Origin of the sequence: Methylocystis sp. L43, from assembly GCF_015709525.1 — a bacterium.
In the GTDB taxonomy this organism is placed as follows: Bacteria; Pseudomonadota; Alphaproteobacteria; order Rhizobiales; family Beijerinckiaceae; genus Methylocystis.
On record NZ_JADNRA010000018.1, the window covers coordinates 55,722 to 73,317 of the forward strand.

The following is a 17,596-nucleotide window of genomic DNA, read 5'->3' on the forward strand; positions in this document are numbered from 1 at the left end:
CGATCGTTCGCCGCACGCCCCGGCGAACCTTCGGGCCCTCTCTATTTAAGGCAGGGCCGCGCGATTGAGTTTGCCGTTGGCGTTGCGTGGCAGCGCGTCAAGAAACATGACCGCGCGCGGACATTTGTAGGCGGCGAGATGCGCGCGGCAGTAGTCTAGGATGGCGGTCTCGTCCCGCGCCGCGCCGTCTCGCGTCACGACATAGGCCTTGATGATCGTCGCGGTTGCGTCGCGCCCCGCCCGTTCCGCCGCCGCCGCGTCGACGACGCCGTTGATCTCAAGCAGCCTTTTCTCGACTTCCGCCGGCGAGACCCGGTATCCTCCCGCATTCATGACTTCGTCGACGCGGCCGTGGCGCCACATGTAGCCGTCGGCGTCGAATTCGACGAGATCGCCGGAGACGAACCACTTGCCGCGAAACGCCTCGCGCTCCTCGTCTTCACGGTTCCAATAGCCGAGCATCATTCCCGGATCGTCCCGGCGCACGGCCAAGAGGCCGGTTTCCCCCTGTGGAAGCGGAGTCTCGCCGCCCTCTTGCGGCAGCGCCGCCACCACCCTCCCCGGCTGCGGCCTGCCGGGCGAATCCGAGCGCACCGGCGCGGTCGGCCCGCTGGAGATGAAGGTCGAGATCTCGCTCATGCCGAAGGCTTCAAAAATCTCCTTTCCCGTACGGGCGCGCCAATCGGCGAGCAGGCTCGACGGCAGCGCCGCGCCCGCCGAGAGCGCGTGGCGCAGGCTCGATAGATTGGCGCTCTCCAGCGCGCCATATTTGAGGATCTGCCGAAAGACGCCGGGCACGGCGGCGAAGATCGTCGCGCGATAGGTTTCGATGAGACGCGGCCAGGCGGCAGGATCCGGATGCCCGTTGTAGAGCACCGCGCTGGCCCCGGCAGACAGCGGATCGACGACGCCAACGCCAAGCGTATAGGTCCAATTAATGGCGCCGGCGTGCAACATCACGTCGCCGGGACCAAGCCCCGTCCAATGCTCCCGCATCGGCCGCCGGCCCCAAGCGGCGCGATGCGCATGCAATACGCCTTTCGGCCGGCTCGTCGTGCCGGAGGTGTAAACGAGATAAGCGGGATCGTCGGCGGCGGTGTCGACATAGTCCGGAAGGGGCGCGCTCTCGGCGAGCCGCGCCAGATCGGCGCCGCGCAGGACGCAGATGTCACCGCTATGCGCCTCATTCTCGAAGGATGCGCCCAACGCCAGCGCGGACGCGCCGCAATCGCGCGCCATGAACTCAGCTTCTTCGAAGGTGAGCTGAGACGACGCGAGCAGCGCCACATAGCCGGCGGCGATCGCCGCGAAATAGGCGAGCGCGGCATTGGCCTCATTGCCCATACGGATCATGATTCGCGCGCCGGCCGGAAAGCCGAGCGACCGCAAACCTGCGGCCAGTCGCCGCACTTTCAGATCGAGCTCCGCGTGGGTCCAGCGCTGCGCGCCTGCGTCGCCAACGACCGTGAGCGCCGTGGCGTCGGGCCGCAGCCGCGCATTGGCGGCGAGGCAATAGCGCGCGAGATTGAAGTGGGCCGGAACGGGGTCGAGCATGAGAGAAATCTTCGCAGTCACATCGCGTTCTGGCATTCGACGCCAGCTTGGGCAAGAGCGCCGTCATTCGGAGCGGCGACATCGTATCGATTTGAGATTGACGCGCGCCAGGACGAGATGCACGGCTTTGGCATGACCAGCTATGTCGCGCTGTTACGCGCCGTGAATGTCGGGGGAACCGGCAAACTCGCCATGACCGAACTCAAGGCGATATGCGTCGACGCTGGTTTCGATCATGTCCAAACTTATATCGCGAGCGGAAACGTCGTCTTTGAAAGCAAAGCCTCTCCAAAAAGGATAAAGTCGGAACTGGAGGCGAGACTGCTCGCCTATGCCGGAAAGCCCGTCGCGGTTTTTGTGCGCACCGCCGATGAAATGCAGGCGGTTCTCAACCAAAATCCCTTCCCGGAAAAGCCGGCCAATTTCACCGTGGCGATTTTCCTCGACGCCCCGCCGCCGCCCGACGCATTGGATCGCGCCAAAGGCAAAGCGGACGAGGAAATGCATTTGGGATCACGCGAGATTTACGTTCACTATGGCGCAGGGATGGGGCGCTCGAAACTCGAAATTCCGGCTGCCATGCATGGCACGGCGCGAAATATGCGCACGATCGCAAAACTCGTCGACATGGCGCGCAAAATTTGAGAATGCGCGCCGACGCCCAGGCAAGGCGGGACTATTTGCTGCCTGCACGCATCTCGCTGGCGGACTGTCCGAACCGCCGACGGAACGCGCGGCTGAAATGGGAGAGATCGTTGAACCCCCAGCGGTAGGCGAGTTCGCCGATCGGCGCACAAGGGTCGGCGCAGAGGTCGCGGCGACAATTCTCAAGACGCCTGGCCCACACATAGCGCATCAGCGAGAGCCCCTCGACTTCGAACAGCGAATTGAGATAGCGCGACGAGAGGCCCAGCCGCTGCGCCGCCATCGCCGGATCGAGCCGCGGATCGCCGAGGCGGCTCTCGATGAACCGCTTCACCCGCCGCAGCGTGGCCTGCCGCCCTCGGTCTATCCGGTGATGTTCGCTGGGCTCTAAGAGCGACAAGGCGATCAGATCGGCGCAGTGACTGGCCATCGCATCGAAGGATTCCCCGGTCAACTCGCCCGCATGGGCGGCGAAGGACCGAATGTAAGACACGGCCATCGCGCCGACTCCCGCGGCGCCAGCGACGCGCAACGCCGCGCAGCGGTCGACCTCGGGCGAGAACGCGCGCGTCGTCGCGCGCGGCAGCGAGACAATCAGCTTGGAGAATTTTCCCGGGCAGTGAATCTTATGCGGCCGCGTCGCATCGTAAACTGTCATCTCGCCGGGCTTCAACGAGACTTGGCGTCCGTCCTGCTCCAGAAAATATTCGCCTGAAAGCAGTACGGCGGCGAGATAAACATCATGGCTGTCGGGGAGCGACGGCCGCTTGGGCTTTTCTATCGAAATGGCGTTTGAGCGGATCGAAGAAAGCCGAACACCCTTCCCCCCATAGATTGTCATTTCGTTGAACAGCCGTTGCGCCGGAAGAGGACGCACGTCGACGCGGGCGTATTCGCGTCCGATCACCTCGCATAGCCAATCCCGTCGCCTATTCGGCGGCGCGTGCTCGGTCGAAAGGATCTGCGCCTTCGTCATCGATAACTCCCTGGAACCGCAGCGGACGGCCGTTTCAGACAAGTTTATCAGCCGTCCCGGTCAAGCGCTTTCTTGCAGAACGGGGCATGTATCGAGCTTCCGGCGATCGGCCGAGAAGAACCGAGGATGTCGTGATGCCGGAAAACCCGCGATCGGTCCAAGAAAACAACATTATTCTGCTAAGGGGCGCCGCCGTGTGGGTGCTCGTCGCGCTCGTTCTGGCCTGGTGTCTGGTGGCGCTCAAGATGGAGGCGCCGTTCATCTCGGCGATCTTTCCTGGGAAATTCTCGCGCGTCTTGCAGGCCCATATCGACTTCCTGCTGATGAGCGCGCTCCTGCTCGGCTTCTACGGAACGCGCATTCCTTTCGCCCGGCCCTTGCGCTGGGCGATGGTCGTGGGCGCATTCACCAATTCGAGCCTGTTCGTCTTGCAGGCGGCCTTTCCAATCCTCGACGGTCCGCCGGCCGAAGGCTGGGGTCCGGATTTGTTCAGGCTCTATCTCATGGTGAGCATCGTAACGACCAGTTTCGGTTTCGCCGGCGCCTGCCTCACCGTCCTGCGCATAAGTTTCCGTCCGAAACCCTCATGACCCCAATTAGATCCGACGCAGTTCGGCGGAATATCTAATCGAACAGGCTGGAGACGCTCTCTTCCCTGGCGGTTCGGGCGATCGCCTCGCCGATCAGGTGGCCGATCGGAATGACGCGAATGTTGGGAGCGGCTTCGACCGCAGCCGTCGCGCGGATCGTGTCGGTGACGACAAGCTGCCTCAGCTTAGAGTTGGCGATGCGCTCCGCCGCCGCGCCCGACAGCACGCCATGGGTAATGAAGGCGTAGACGGAGCCGGCGCCCGCCGCGAGCAGGGCTTCGGCGGCGTTGCACAGCGTTCCCCCCGAATCGACGATATCGTCGATCAGGATGCAGTTGTGGCCGCTGACGTCGCCAATGATGTTCATGACCTCGGAGTCGCCGGCGCGCTCGCGGCGCTTGTCGACGATGGCGAGCGGCGCGTCGATGCGCTTCGCCAGCGCCCGCGCGCGCACCACGCCGCCGACGTCCGGCGACACGACCATGACATTCTTGAGCTCAAGGTGGGACTTGATGTCCGCCACAATGACTGGCGCGGCGAAGAGATTGTCCGTTGGAATGTCAAAGAAGCCCTGAACCTGGCCGGCGTGTAGATCCACGGTCAGAACGCGGTCCGCGCCCGCCCGCGTGATCAGATTGCTGACGAGCTTGGCCGAGATCGGCGTGCGCGGCCCCTGTTTGCGGTCCTGGCGGGCGTAGCCGAAATAGGGAATGACCGCCGTGATGCGACGCGCTGAGGCGCGGCGCAGCGCGTCGATCATGATCAGGAGCTCCATCAGGTGGTCGTTGGCTGGCGCGGAGGTGGACTGGATCACGAACGTGTCCTGGCCGCGCACATTCTCAAGGATTTCGACCCAGATTTCCTGGTCGGCGAAGCGGCGAACCTGGGCGCGACAGAGCTGAACGCCCAGGTGGGCGGCGATCGCCTCCGCCAGCGGCCTGTTGGAGTTGCCCGCCAGGAGTTTCATCGCCGCCATATAAATCCATCCCCGCGCCTTAAACGCCGCGGCGTCATAGCAGCGATGGCGGCTGCGAACAATATGACGCCGGGATGTCGAAAAATTTCGGCAGGATTGCCTCTTGGACGGGTAATGCTCTAAATGATGCCAGCGGCCTCACCGATGCGCGGCGGGCCGGGGGGCTTTTGCGCCTTCACCCATCTCGTCCCACTTTTCCGCAGTAGACAGGCGTCGCTTCCGAAAATGACGAATAGCGTATCGGATCATGCGCCGCAGCCTGCCTCGCCGCGCGAGACGCGCGTCGTCGTCGCGATGTCCGGCGGCGTCGACTCGAGCGTCGTCGCGGCTCTGCTGCAGGAGCAGGGCTATGACGTCGTCGGCGTCACGATGCAGCTTTATGACCACGGCGAGGCCACCCACCGCAGGGGCGCCTGCTGCGCCGGGCGCGACATCCACGACGCCCGAAATGTTGCGGCGCGGCTCGGCATTCCGCACTTCGTTCTCGATTACGAGAGCAAGTTTCGCGAGAAGGTGATCGACGAATTCGCCGCGAGCTACGCCAACGGCGAGACTCCCGTGCCCTGCGTCGCCTGCAACCAGTTCATCAAATTCGCTGATCTCATGGAGACGGCGAAGGATCTTGGCGCGCACGCGCTCGCGACCGGCCATTACATTTCGGCCCGCGACGACGGACGTGGCGGCCGAGCGCTCTACCGCGCCAAGGATGCGGCGCGCGACCAGAGCTATTTCCTGTTCGCGACAACGCGCGAGCAGCTGCGGATGCTGCGCTTTCCGCTTGGCGACTATGCCAAGGCCGAAGTTCGCGACATGGCCCGCCGCTTCGGTCTCGAGGTCGCCGACAAGCCGGACAGCCAGGACATCTGCTTCGTGCCGACCGGGCGCTACACCGATATCGTCGAAAAGCTCGCGCCCGCTTCGGTGGTGCCCGGAGAAATCGTGCATCTCGACGGCCGTGTGCTGGGGCGCCACGCCGGCGTCATCCACTACACCATCGGGCAGCGCCGCGGCCTGGGATTAGGCGCTAAAGTGGCGGGCCGCGACGCGGAGCCGCTTTACGTTTTGCGCCTCGACGCCGCGAAAGCTCAGGTCGTGGTCGGGCCGCGCGAGGCGCTGGAGACGCGCGCGGTGAAGCTGCGCGACGTCAACTGGATTGGCGAAGGGGCGCTCTCGTCGCTGCCGCCTCAGGGCATCGACATCATGGCGCGCGTGCGCTCGACGCGGCCGCCGGTTCCCGCGCGGCTGATCGCGGGAGAGGACGGCGGCGCTCTGGTGGTCTTCGCGTCGAGCGAATTCGGCGTTTCGCCGGGACAGGCTTGCGTGTTCTACGACGCTGACGAGAACGAAGCGCGCGTGCTCGGCGGCGGATTTATCGCCGCAATCGAGCCTGCAACAATACCGATGACATCACATGCGCCGCCTCTGCGCGCCGCAGAAGCGCGAAGGTCGCCTCGATGAGCGAAGCAAGAAATTTTTTGCGCGAAGTCGAAACGCTGGACAACGGCAATGTCGAGGCCGCCTATGCGCGCTGGGCGCCGATATATGATCTGACGTTCGACATTTTGTTGAAGCCAGGCCGTCGCGCCGCCGCCGCGGCCGCGTCCAACACGACCGGACCGGTCCTCGACGTCGGCGTCGGCACGGGACTCGAACTGCCGATGTTTTCGGCCAATGCGCAGGTCGTCGGCGTCGATCTGTCGGAGCCGATGCTGCGCCGCGCCGCGCAGCGCGTGCGTCGCGAGCGTCTCTCCCATGTCGCCGGCCTCGTGAAAATGGATGCGACGCGAATGGCGTTCTCCGACGCGAGTTTCGGCTGCGTCGTGGCGCCTTACGTCCTGACGGTCGTGCCGGAGCCGCAAGCAATGCTCGACGAACTCGCGCGCGTGCTGCGGCCAGGCGGCGAGATCGTGCTCGTCAATCATGTGAGCGGCAAGGACGACGCCATCGCGCTATTCGAGGCGTGGCTCGACCGCCATATGGCGCCGAAGCTCGGCTGGCGTCCGCAATTTCCCTGGTCGATCATCGGCGACTGGATCGATCGGAACCCGCAGATGAGGCTCGTCGAGCGCCGCCCGCTTCAGCCCTTCGGTCTGTTTACGCTGACGCGGATCGCGCGCCTCCCTGCGGAGAGAAAAGAACGCGAAACGTCCGAGCCAATGGAGTTAGCGCTCGCCTAGCGAATCTCTCAGACGCCACTGGCGCCGCGCTCGACGTAGCGCTACATTCAGTACGCGGCGCTGCGGGGTGCGTGCAGGACTATTATTCCCCGGGGCCTTATCGATCCTTATGGGAGCTGTCCCTGGCCTCGCTCGTGGGCTTGGTCATATGGCGCCCACCTACGTTGTAGGTTCCCGGGATCGATGTCCCACGGCTCTTGTGGCCCGCACTCTCCTTCCCTGTTATTGCTCTCGCATGAGCGATTTGAAAGCCGAGCTGCGGCGCCGCTCGCTGGCGCGCCGCGATCTCATCACGCCGCACGAAGCGCATGAGGCGGCCGCGTCCGTCGCGCGCCGGGGCGTCGCGCTGGTCGCCGGCTTTGCGCGCGATGCGAAACTGAACGCGCCGCCTGTCGTTTCCGTCTATTGGCCGATCCGCAGCGAGTTGAACACGCGCCCGCTCATCGATGCGCTCGCCGCCGAAGGTTACCGCGTGACCTTGCCGGTCATGCACAAGGTGCGTCAGCCCTTAGTCTTTCGCGCCTTCGCGCCTGGCGACGACCTCGTCAAAGGGCCGTTCGGCCTGTCCGAGCCCTCCGACGACAAGCCGGCATATGATCCCGATATTGTATTTTCGCCGCTCGCCGCCTTTGATCGGCGCGGTTTTCGGCTGGGCTATGGCGGCGGCATCTATGACGCGACGCTTTCTACCCTTCGCGCCAAAAAGCCGGTCGTCGCCGTCGGCCTCGCCTATTCCTGCCAGGAAGCCGACGTCGTGCCGATCGAGCCGCATGACCAGCGGCTCGACGCCGTCATGACCGAGCAGGAGACGCTGCGGTTCGCAACCGCCGTCGCGTAGAGCGCGCTCTAAACTTTGGGAGTCGATCAATTTATCTGCATTTGGGCGATGCCGCTCAAATGCAGCCTGATCTAGGGCGCGGAACCAATCAGAACGCGGCACGTTAACCTGGAGATGCGGACTATTTAAATTTCTTTTTCGGAGAGTTTGAGATGAAGTCTTGCTTTACAGCGGCCGCCGTTACGGCGGCCCTCTTGTTTTTTCCGGCCAGCGCGCAAGCGACCTGCCGGATTTTCCAGCATCGAGACTATGGCGGCTCCGGCTACACGCTTCACAATCTTGAGCGGATGAAGATGGTGCGCGGCGAAAGCCTCGGATGCACGACGAACGGCCACGGCGGCGGGTGCGAAAGCACGATCTACAATCCGTCGTGGAACGATCATGTTTCGTCGTTCCGCGTGAAGAACGGCTGCACGCTCACATTATGGCAGCACGTCAATCAGGGCGGCTCGAGATTTCGTTCAAACAGAAGCTACCGTTACGTCGGCGACCGCTGGAACGATCAGGCGTCTGAAGCGCTCTGCATGTGCTGATTTGGCGCGGCCTCGATCACAGGCGTCTCGGCGGTTCGACAAGAGCCGCCGAGAATTCACGCTATCTCCCTCACCTCATCGCGTCGGCGCTGACGGCAGATTGACGAGCTGACCGGCGCGCAGCTTTTTCGACTTCAGATCGGGATTGCGCTCGGCGATCGCGCGCCATTTGCTGGTGGCGCCGTAGAGCCGCCTGGCGATGGATTTAAACGTGTCCCCCGCGCGCGCGGTATAAACGCCAGGGTCCTTCGCCGCGGTGGCCGAGGGCTCGACAGGCGCTTGGCCGACGGCTTGCGGAGCGTCCGCCGGCGCGCTTTCTCGGCTCTCTGTGTTCGGCAGTTCGTTGCTCGCAGACGGATTCGCCTCCGAAGCAGGCTCCTCGCTGCTCGCCGTCTCGCCGCTCGCGGCGGTCTCTTCGGTCTGCGCCTCCTGCTGCTGCGCCGTATCCGATTCCGGCCCGATATGCGCCGCTTGCGGCCCAGCGACGAGCAGAAAGGCGATGGCGATCGCCGCAGCCGCCAGTGAGGCTTCTGCGAATCCCCGACGGCGCGGGGGCGGGAACAGTGGCGGCCGGGCGCGATAGCTCGCTTCCCGGGACTCTGCCGGCTCCTGCGCCTCGCGGCCGCGCAGCCAGACGAGCGCCTCGAACAGGAAATACAGGAACAGCGCCGCCGTCACCGGCGGCTTTCGAAACGAATCCGGCGCAAACATGTAAGCGACGACGCCGAGCTGGATCAGCGCCGAAAGCCAGGGCAGCCCGATCGCGCCGAACGTCATGCGCCGACGCGCCGCAATGCCCGCCGCCAGAAGGAAAAACGCGAGGTAAATCCAGAGCAGCGCGCCTTCTCGCTCGAACGTCCAGCCGAAGGCGGTCGCGCCCAGTAGATAAAACAGCCCCAGGGCGGCGGCGGCATAGGCCGCGTGAAGCAGCCGCTGCGGACCCAGGATTCGACTGAGATGAAAGGGCAGCGCCGCCGCAAGCGCCGCCATCAAGATCACGGCTGCGTAGGCGGTTGAAAGATTGGAGTTCATGCCACCGCGCTCCTCAGGGGTCGGTTTTGAATTCAATGCGCTGCGGATGTGACAGTTTCTTGAGAGCAAGCCGCCCTCCGCGAATCATTCCGATTTTTCCGATACGCCCGCGCTATCGAAGGTGGCCATGTCGCTGTGACACGCAAGCGCCGCTTTGATCAGGCCGATGGCCAGCGCCGCGCCCGAGCCTTCGCCCAGCCGCATGTCGAGATCGAGCAGCGGGCGCTTGCCAAGCCGCGTCAGAATGTCGCGATGCGCCCCCTCCGCCGAGACATGGCCCGCCATGCAATGGGCGATCGACTCGGACGCGATCGCATGCAGCAGCGCCGCGGCGGCGCAGGCGACATAGCCGTCCAGCACCACGGGAATGCGGTTGAGACGCGCGGCGGCGATTGCGCCCATCATCGCCGCGATCTCCCGCCCGCCAAGCCGGCGCAGGATTTCCAAAGGATCGGCGAGATGCGGCGCATGCAGCGTCAGCGCGGCGTCGATCGCGGCGTTCTTGCGCGAAAGCCCGGCGTCGTCGACGCCCGTGCCGCGTCCGGTCCAGCGCGAGGCCGGACCGCCGTACAGCGCGGCATAGATCGCCGCCGCGCTCGTCGTATTGCCGATGCCCATCTCGCCTGGGGCAAGGAGATCGATATCGCCCTGGATCGCCTCCATCCCATAGGCGAAGGTCGCCGCCGCTTCGCGCTCGTCCATGGCCGGCGCCACAGTAAAGTCGGCCGTCGGCCGTTCGAGCGCCAGCTCATAGACCTTCAGGCCGACGCCATAGGACTTGCAGATCTGATTGATCGCCGCGCCGCCAGTGAGAAAATTCGCCACCATCTGTTGCGTGACGCTCGCCGGGAAAGCCGAAACGCCCTGCGCCACGACGCCGTGATTGGCGGCAAAAACCGCGACGAGCGGGCGCTCGATCGCGGGCGCCGCCCTGCCCTGCCAGGCGGCGAGCCATTCGACGATCTCTTCCAGACGACCGAGCGCGCCGGGCGGTTTGGTGAGCCGGCCGTCGCGCGCGCGGACCGCCTCAGCGGCGTGCAGATCCGGGCCGGGCAGCGCCGCCAACAGGATACGGATTTCTTCGAAGGGTTGGATGGCGTGAGACATGCCGCCGGCTTTACCGGGTCGCGGCGACATTGGCGAGCGCTCGCGTCATTCTGGCGCAGCGCAGCAATTCGCCGTCATTGCGAGCGACGCGAAGCAATCCAGATCTCGCGTCTCCTGGATTGCTTCGTCGGCTTCGCGTCCTCGAAATGGTCGTCAGTTCGGCGACTGCGAGAAAAGAGCCGCGCGATCGGGCAGACCGGCGAACGAACCGTCGAAATTGAGCGGGCCGTTCAGCGTTGCGCGCACAGCCGCGGGCTCGAGCGGCTTGAGATGGCGGTCCATGACGCCGACGCCGCAAACCTGGGCGGGAGCGACGCCTGCGACGCATTGCGCGTAAAGAGGGTCGCTCGGCAGAAGCGAGCCAAATGCAAATGTGATCTGGTCGGAGCGCGAGTTGAAAACATTGAAGGCGTCGATCTGCAATCGCCAGCTATCCGCCCATCGATAGCCCAGTCGTGCGTTCAACGCGCCGGTCGCCGGCGAATTGAAATAGCCGTCCTCGGTGAGCGCCCTGGCGCCGAAGTAGCGATATTTCAGCGCCCCGAACCATCCGGTCGTATCGCCAAGCTCCAACCCGCCCATCGCCGTCACCGCTATCGCGTTCGACAGATAGTTGCCGGGCGCATTGCCGAGGAATGTCCCACAAGGCAGTGCGTCAGGCGTCACCAAATCGAGCCACGCCAAGGTCTGCGTAACGTCGACGCCGCGGTAGCGCGCCTGCACAAGCGCCACGTCGCCGTCAAATCTGATCCAGGAATTCGGGGCGTATTTGTTGGCGAGTTCGAGGCCATATCTGCGACTGGGGCGACCGAAGATCGTCGTGCCGCTATCGCCGACAAACTGGTTCTCCGATTCGAGACTGAGCCAGAATAGGCTGATGCTGGAATCGAGCCCTTCGATGAATTTGGTGCGTGCGCCGATCTCGGCGCCGCGTGATTTCACCAGCAGCGGAATTGACGCGGCCTGAACGAAGCCGTCATTGTCCGCAAGTTCGGATGTGGAGACTCGCAGCACCGCGCCTCGTGCGTCGGTCGAGTGGAAGCCTTCGCCGTAATTGGCGTAGAATTCCGTCTTGTAGAAGGGGCCGATGATGATCGACGCCTTTGGACTGAAGAGCGCCGCGTTCTTGACGCCCTGGTTGAACGGTCCCGCAAGAAGGAACGCCGGCAGACCGGCGCTCGTCACAAGTTTCGGCGCATCCAGCAGCGTCTGACGCGAGCTTACGGCCGCGTTGTAATAGTCGAAGCGCGCGCCGGCGACAGTCTTCAGCCAGGGCGTCCAGCGCACCGCCGTGTCGGTCCAGACGCCTATGCTGCCTTCGCCGACAGCATTGTTGCTAAGCGTGTCATAGAGCTGCCGACGGACGCTCTCCTGCAATCCAAGACGAATGTCGTCGTAGCGGCCCTGAAAGCCGATGCGCGTCTCAACTGGCGCGCCATTCACGTCGGCCCATCTGATCGCATGCTGTGCGTTGACGCCGACGATGGTGCGATAATCGAACTGACGGATCTGGTCGCCCAAATTCTGATGCGCCAGGAAATAGGTGTAATTGCTGTAGAGGTCCAATGTCGAGCGCACGACATAGCCTTCGACGCGCGTGGCGTGATTACCCTCAATCTGACTCCAGCGCGAGGAGAGCGAGAAGCGCGAGGTCGCGCCGCCGGCGGTCGGGTCCATCGTGCCCCACAGCGAAAGCAACCCGGCGCTGACCGCGCGACGCGGAATTTGGTCCGTTCCGTACCATTTGTTGGCGTAGCCCATGAAGGTCACGGAGGCGCCGTCTTCCTGCGTGCCGCGCGACCAGCGCAACACGCTGTTGAGGCGTCGCATATTGTCGCCGCGCTCCCAGGGACCGTTGTAATATTGCGCTTCGACCGCGCCATAGGCGGAGCCGCCAGAGACGTCTCGATAGGGGGCGACGGCGAGAGCCCTGGCGTAGCCGAAGCTGCCGCCCGTGACCTGAAAGAAGCCTTTGTCGATTGTGTCTTTGTATTGCATGTAGATCGAACCCGCCGACGAGAAGTCGCCGTCTTGAGCGTCATACGGCCCTTTGCGGGCGAGGACGTAAGACAAGAGTTCGGGAATCAGGAAATTGCTGTCGGCGTAGCCCTGGGCGTGCCCATGCGTGCGCAGGTTCAGCGGCATGCCGTCGAGATAGAGCGCCAGATCGGTGCCGTGGTCGAGATTGAAGCCGCGCAGAAAATACTGGTTGGCCTTGCCTTCGCCGCTGTGCTGCGTGACGACGAGTCCCGGCACGATCTCCAGCGCGTCGCCGGGGCGCGCGAAAGGAAGCGCGTTGACCTCCTTGCCGGTGAAGAACTTCTCGCTTGAGGCTGTGATTGGCGGCGGCTGGGGTCCGGAAGGCTCCGCCGACGGTCGACTGATCGCAGCGAGGACCGGCGAAGCGTGCGACGGTCGCCGAATTGGCGTCTGCCGCACTGTTTGAGTGGGCGCTGCTGGTTTCGGCGCGCGCGCATGCGAATGGACTGTTGGAGCGGTCCGACGCCCGCCGACTTGGATTGTCGGAAGCGCCGTTTGCGCCAGTACGGTGAAGGGAGGCGGCGTTGCAAATATCGCCGTCAGAAAGCAGACCAAGGGTAAGCGAAATGACATCGCCGACTCCGCAGCAAACATGGGCCATCACTGCGAAGGGTCATGCCGCGTCGAGCGCCAACGCGCCATCCCCGGCATAAAAGCGCCCTGCGGGGAATGTCCATGAGAGTACGCGCTAAACTGCACGTCGGCAAGCCGATGAAATGGCGCGCAATTCTCTCATGCGTCTTTTTCTCGCAGTGATGCAGAAACATCACGGCTCGTCTTGAGGGAACGCGCGCTTAGCGCGATGCGCCGTCACTCAGGTTTAATGCTTCACCCTGGGCCATGCTCACGGGTGACTGCTTCCGGCGCCGCCCTAACTTCCAAGCCCGCAACACCACGACGCAAGCTCTACGCTGGCCACACTCTCGAGCACGCGCATCAGGCCGGCGCGGCGTTCTGAATTTCCGCGCGAGATCGTCCACATGCGCATTGTCGCTGCGCGCAGCCGCGTTAGGTAGCTTTCGGTTCCGCAACCTTAATATGTGAGGCGCGCCATGCCTCGGCTCGCAGAGACGGCACTGATCCTGTTCCTTTTGGCGACGGTCAACGCCAGCCTGTTTGGCATCATCTATAAAATGCTGCGCTAGGCGACCCGGCGTGGTCGGCGCCGGCTGATGCGCTACTTTTGCCGACACGGATTGCTAGCGCGGTTTGAACTCGGCGCGCCTTACGCAGACGCCTTGTTCGGGAGGCGCACTATATGAAACTCTACCATGGTTTGCGGCAGTGACGGGCTGTGTTCCGTCTCCCGCACATCGCGTGGTCGTTTACGTTAGACCAGCCAAGGCGGGCCAATGAAAGTTCTTCTGATTGGTGCGACCGGCCTCATCGGCTCAAGCATTCTCGCAAAACTTCTCTCAGCCGGCCATGCGGTGATCGCCGTGTCGCGCGGGCGCGCCAACGTCCGACGGCAATTTCCTCAGGCGCAATGGGTGTCGATCGATCTGAGAAGCGTCGACTCCGCGCAAAAATGGACGCCCTATCTCGAAGGCGTCGACGCCGTCGTCAATTGCGCGGGCGTGCTTGGCGGAAGCGGCTCCGATTCCACGGAGGCCGCTCATGCCAAAGGTCCAGCGACGCTGTTCGCAGCTTGTGAACAGGCAGGCGTCAAACGCGTCATTCATTTTTCCGCCGTGGGCGTCGACCGCGAGACGCCGAGCGAATTCTCAAGGAGCAAGGCGGAGGGCGACGCCGCCTTAAAGGCGACGGGACTCGACTGGGTCATTCTGCGGCCTTCCGTGGTCCTGGGGCGCCGGGCCTACGGCGGTAGCGCGCTGTTTCGGGGCCTGGCGGCGTTGCCGATCCTCCCCCGCTTCAGGGACGCGGGGGAACTGCAGATCGTCCAGCTCGACGACGTCGTGGCGACGGCGCTTTTTTTCCTCGCGCCCTCGGCGCCGGCGCGTGTGGAGCTGGAAATCGTCGGACCGCAGCGCCTGACTTTCAACGAGGTCGTCGCGATCTATCGCAAATGGCTCGGATCGCGCCCTGCCCTGCTCGTCGACGTCCCCGACTGGCTGATCGACGGGATGTATCGCCTCGGAGATTTCTTCGCCTGGCTGGGCTGGCGCACGCCGATCCGCAGCATCGCCAAACAGGAAATGGTCCGCGGCGCCATCGGCGATCCCACGCCATGGACAGACATGACGGGAATCAAACCGCAGTCGCTTGAAGCGGCGCTTATGGCCGAGCCCGCCGACGTGCGCGAAAAATGGTTTGCGCGCATCTACGCGCTCAAGCCGCTTATCTTCGCCGTGACGGCGCTGTTCTGGATTTCGACCGCGCTGGTCTCTTACGGACCGGGATGGGACATTGGGCTCGGGCTTTTGTACGAGGGCGGGCTGTCGGGCCCCATCGTGCCGCTGGCCGTGATCGCGGGCGCCACCTCCGATCTTATTATCGGCGTCGCCATCGCCTTTCGCCGCACATCGAAGATTGCGCTCGTCGCCGCGCTCGTCCTATCCTTCGTTTACCTCATCCTCGGCACCATCCTCGTGCCGCGACTCTGGCGGGAGCCGTTGGGACCGATGTTGAAGATCTGGTCGGTGATGGTGCTCAACGTCGTTTCTCTGGCGATTGTCGACGACCGGTGATTTATCTCCTCCTCAAATACATTCACATCATCGGCGCCGCAGTTTTGCTTGGCACCGGCGCCGGAATCGCGTTCTTCATGCTGATGGCGCATTTCTCACGCTCCGCGCCAGTTATCGCCGGGGTCGCGCGCATCGTCGTGATCGCGGACTTCGTCTTTACCGCCTCCGCCGTGGTGGTTCAGCCCATCACCGGCGTCGCGCTCACTTGGCTGGCCGGTAATTCGCTCACCGAAGGCTGGATCGCGCTCTCAATCGCGCTGTACCTTTTTACAGGCGCCTTTTGGTTGCCTGTCGTGTGGATGCAGATGCGTATCCGCGATATTGCGCAAGCCGCGGTAGCGGCGAACCAGCCGCTACCGCAGATCTATCATCGATTTTTCTGGTGGTGGTTCGCTTTCGGCTTTCCGGCGTTCGGCGCCGTTATGACGATCATATGGCTGATGATCGCCAAGCCGCTGATCTTCTGACGCCGCGCGACCGTCCCCAAACGAGGGTTCCCCTATCGCGTGTACCAGACGTAGATGATGGAAAAGGCCAAAGCCAGCGCAAAGCCAATCATGACGTTGCGTATAAAGCCCCCGCCGAACTCATCCATGTTGCGTCTCCAATGGTCGCACGCCGCAGCGGACAATCTGGCGTAAGCCTGCGAAGGGCGCAACAGCAGTCTCCCCGCGACGTCTGCATTTTGTCTGGCCACATTCTTCAGTATAGTCGCGCCCATCAGGCGCTATTTGGATTCCCGCCGCGCCCGCCTATAGACCCGCCGGAAGGAAGGATGCCGCGATGAAGGACGATCTCGGCGCGCTGTCCGTCGTTCTCAACCGGAGCACGGAAACGCCGGGACGCCTGTCCGGCGCGAGCTTCGTCGTCAAGGAGAACATCGACGTCGCGGGAAACGTCTCGGCCAACGGCCATCCGAAATGGGCGGCGACCCACGCCCCTGCCGAACGCGACGCCCCTGTCGTCGCCCGATTGCTCGATGCGGGCGCACGGCTCGTCGGCAAGACGCACATGGACGAGATGGCCTATAGCCTGCTCGGCGCCAATCCGCATTACGGCACGCCGATCAATCCGGCCGCACAAAATCGCCACCCGGGCGGCTCGTCTTCAGGCTCTGCGGTCGCGGTCGCCGCCGGCCTCGTCAATTTCGCCATCGGCACCGACACCGCCGGCTCCTGCCGCGCGCCGGCGGCCTTTTGCGGGGTTTTTGGCTTCCGCGCATCGCACGGCGCAGCGCCGATGGATGGAATCATTCCGCTTGCGCCGTCCTTCGACGCCATCGGCTGGTTCGCCCGCGACATCGGCGTCATGGCCTCTGTCGGTGAGGCTTTGTTGCCGGAAAACGCGGAGAGCGCCGAACTCAAAGAAGCCGTGCTGCTCAGCGACGCCTTCTCGGGAGTCGGGATGGATTTCGCTTCGGCGGCGGCGGATCCCGTCGACGCTCTGAAGGCGTCCGGCCCCTGGCGCGAAGCGACGCTCGGCGACGACTTCTTCAAGACGGCGCTCGGACATTTCCGCAACATGCAGGCCTTCGAGGCCTGGGCCTCGCATGGCGCGTGGATTTCGGCGAACAGCCCGACTTTCGGCAAGGGCGTCGAGCAGCGTTTCGCCTATGCGGCGAAGGTCACGGCCGACCAAAAGAAAGCCGCTGAAAGTTTCCGCGAGGAGGCGCGCAAGAAAATCGACGCGCTCCTCGGTTCGCAAGGCTTCCTCGTGTCGCCAACGGCGCCGTTTCGCGCGCCGCTGCTCACCGAAAGCGAGGAGACGCTCGACGCCAAGCGCTATCAGATGATGCGCCTGTTTCTCATCGCGAGCTTCTTCGGCCTGCCGCAGATCAGCATTCCCCTTCCGACAAGCGATGCGCCCGTCGCGCTCTCGTTCATCGGCCGACGCGGTTCGGACCACGCGCTGATCGCCCTTGCGCAACGCTTCTGCGCGCAGATGAAGCAGTCTCTGTAAGAGTTGATCCAGATGCGGTTCGGCGCGCGCCGGGAACGGCTGCGGGCCGTAAGATGCGGCTTTACTCATCCGCTCAGCGGCGGCCCGTGTCCGAGCAGATCGTTGATCCGCCCTGTCAGCCGCTCGCGCACGTCACGATAGGCGTCGAGAATGGCCTCGCGCGAGCCCTGCGCGGCGGTCGCGTCGGGCGTCGGCCAGTAGACGACGTCGACCGCCATCGTGCGCGTAAACTCCAGCGCCTTGTGATGCGCCTCGGGCGACAGCGTCACGATCAGATCGAAATTGGAATCTTCGAGATCTTCGAACGTGTGCGGCTTATGCGCTGAAATGTCGACGCCGATCTCGTCCATCGCCGCGATGGCGAAGGGGTCAGGGGCGCCGCGCTTCAGACCAGCGGAAGCGAAATAGGTTTCGCGGCCAAAATAATACCGCGCGATCGCCTCCGCCATTGGCGATCGCACCGTGTTCAACGTGCAGGCGAAAAGAATGGATTGGGGGCGCGCCACGTTGCTCACGCATTC

General features: G+C 63.9%; 16 protein-coding genes and 1 other RNA gene. 10 read left to right on the forward strand and 7 right to left on the reverse strand.

Going from position 1 to position 17,596, the window contains the following annotated elements; genetic code table 11:
• Positions 1-45 precede the first annotated feature (45 nt).
• Complete coding sequence (locus tag IYX23_RS03530) at positions 46-1,554, reverse strand: acyl-CoA synthetase (RefSeq protein ID WP_196393802.1); 1,509 nt, start codon at positions 1,552-1,554, stop codon at positions 46-48.
• Positions 1,555-1,686: 132 nt separating this feature from the next.
• Between IYX23_RS03530 and IYX23_RS03535 the strand changes: the two genes are divergently transcribed.
• On the forward strand, positions 1,687-2,199 hold the full coding sequence (locus tag IYX23_RS03535) for a DUF1697 domain-containing protein (RefSeq protein WP_196393803.1): 513 nt from the start codon (positions 1,687-1,689) through the stop codon (positions 2,197-2,199).
• A 31-nt stretch (positions 2,200-2,230) separates the two neighbouring features.
• Here IYX23_RS03535 and IYX23_RS03540 read toward each other — a convergent pair whose 3' ends face one another.
• Complete coding sequence (locus tag IYX23_RS03540; protein WP_196393804.1) at positions 2,231-3,175, reverse strand: helix-turn-helix domain-containing protein; 945 nt, start codon at positions 3,173-3,175, stop codon at positions 2,231-2,233.
• Positions 3,176-3,309: 134 nt separating this feature from the next.
• Here IYX23_RS03540 and IYX23_RS03545 point away from each other — a divergent pair, with 134 nt between their 5' ends.
• Positions 3,310-3,765: a hypothetical protein gene (locus IYX23_RS03545; RefSeq protein WP_196393805.1), complete on the forward strand. Its 456-nt coding sequence runs from the start codon at positions 3,310-3,312 to the stop codon at positions 3,763-3,765.
• 34 nt (positions 3,766-3,799) lie between these two features.
• On the opposite strand, the gene IYX23_RS03550 is transcribed toward IYX23_RS03545, so the two are convergent.
• The gene (locus IYX23_RS03550; protein ID WP_196394005.1) at positions 3,800-4,732 is read right to left on the reverse strand and encodes a ribose-phosphate pyrophosphokinase; all 933 of its coding nucleotides are present in this window, start codon (positions 4,730-4,732) and stop codon (positions 3,800-3,802) included.
• Positions 4,733-4,966: 234 nt separating this feature from the next.
• Here IYX23_RS03550 and mnmA point away from each other — a divergent pair, with 234 nt between their 5' ends.
• The 5 genes from mnmA (at position 4,967) to IYX23_RS03575 (ending at position 8,289) form a co-directional block, all read left to right on the forward strand.
• Positions 4,967-6,199: a tRNA 2-thiouridine(34) synthase MnmA gene (mnmA, locus tag IYX23_RS03555; RefSeq protein WP_196393806.1), complete on the forward strand. Its 1,233-nt coding sequence runs from the start codon at positions 4,967-4,969 to the stop codon at positions 6,197-6,199.
• Positions 6,196-6,918, forward strand: coding sequence for a class I SAM-dependent methyltransferase (locus IYX23_RS03560; RefSeq protein WP_196393807.1), 723 nt, complete (start codon positions 6,196-6,198; stop codon positions 6,916-6,918). The genes mnmA and IYX23_RS03560 overlap by 4 nt, the downstream gene beginning before the upstream one ends.
• Before the next feature lie 54 nt (positions 6,919-6,972).
• A non-coding RNA gene (ssrS, locus tag IYX23_RS03565) (6S RNA) lies at positions 6,973-7,127 on the forward strand.
• Between the two features lie 26 nt (positions 7,128-7,153).
• On the forward strand, positions 7,154-7,756 hold the full coding sequence (locus tag IYX23_RS03570; RefSeq protein WP_196393808.1) for a 5-formyltetrahydrofolate cyclo-ligase: 603 nt from the start codon (positions 7,154-7,156) through the stop codon (positions 7,754-7,756).
• A gap of 152 nt (positions 7,757-7,908) precedes the next feature.
• Positions 7,909-8,289 (forward strand): hypothetical protein, encoded by a 381-nt coding sequence (locus IYX23_RS03575; protein WP_196393809.1) that lies wholly within the window; start codon positions 7,909-7,911, stop codon positions 8,287-8,289.
• Between the two features lie 75 nt (positions 8,290-8,364).
• On the opposite strand, the gene IYX23_RS03580 is transcribed toward IYX23_RS03575, so the two are convergent.
• The 3 genes from IYX23_RS03580 to IYX23_RS03590 form a co-directional block, all read right to left on the reverse strand.
• Positions 8,365-9,321 carry a LysM peptidoglycan-binding domain-containing protein gene (locus IYX23_RS03580; RefSeq protein WP_196393810.1) on the reverse strand — a complete coding sequence of 319 codons (957 nt, stop codon included), beginning with the start codon at positions 9,319-9,321 and terminating at the stop codon, positions 8,365-8,367.
• Between the two features lie 84 nt (positions 9,322-9,405).
• Positions 9,406-10,428 carry a nicotinate-nucleotide--dimethylbenzimidazole phosphoribosyltransferase gene (gene cobT / locus IYX23_RS03585; protein ID WP_196394006.1) on the reverse strand — a complete coding sequence of 341 codons (1,023 nt, stop codon included), beginning with the start codon at positions 10,426-10,428 and terminating at the stop codon, positions 9,406-9,408.
• A 153-nt stretch (positions 10,429-10,581) separates the two neighbouring features.
• A complete protein-coding gene (locus tag IYX23_RS03590; RefSeq protein WP_348643619.1) occupies positions 10,582-12,867 on the reverse strand; it encodes a TonB-dependent receptor in 2,286 nt (761 codons plus the stop codon).
• Positions 12,868-13,820: 953 nt separating this feature from the next.
• Here IYX23_RS03590 and IYX23_RS03595 point away from each other — a divergent pair.
• The 3 genes from IYX23_RS03595 (at position 13,821) to IYX23_RS03605 (ending at position 17,075) form a co-directional block, all read left to right on the forward strand.
• Positions 13,821-15,116, forward strand: a complete 1,296-nt coding sequence (locus tag IYX23_RS03595) for an SDR family oxidoreductase (protein WP_196393811.1) — start codon at positions 13,821-13,823, stop codon at positions 15,114-15,116.
• Positions 15,113-15,583: a DUF2269 domain-containing protein gene (locus IYX23_RS03600; protein WP_196393812.1), complete on the forward strand. Its 471-nt coding sequence runs from the start codon at positions 15,113-15,115 to the stop codon at positions 15,581-15,583. The genes IYX23_RS03595 and IYX23_RS03600 overlap by 4 nt, the downstream gene beginning before the upstream one ends.
• Positions 15,584-15,899: 316 nt before the next feature.
• Positions 15,900-17,075 carry an amidase gene (locus IYX23_RS03605; protein WP_196393813.1) on the forward strand — a complete coding sequence of 392 codons (1,176 nt, stop codon included), beginning with the start codon at positions 15,900-15,902 and terminating at the stop codon, positions 17,073-17,075.
• Between the two features lie 65 nt (positions 17,076-17,140).
• On the opposite strand, the gene IYX23_RS03610 is transcribed toward IYX23_RS03605, so the two are convergent.
• Positions 17,141-17,590, reverse strand: coding sequence for a low molecular weight phosphatase family protein (locus IYX23_RS03610; RefSeq protein ID WP_348643620.1), 450 nt, complete (start codon positions 17,588-17,590; stop codon positions 17,141-17,143).
• Positions 17,591-17,596: the final 6 nt, after the last annotated feature.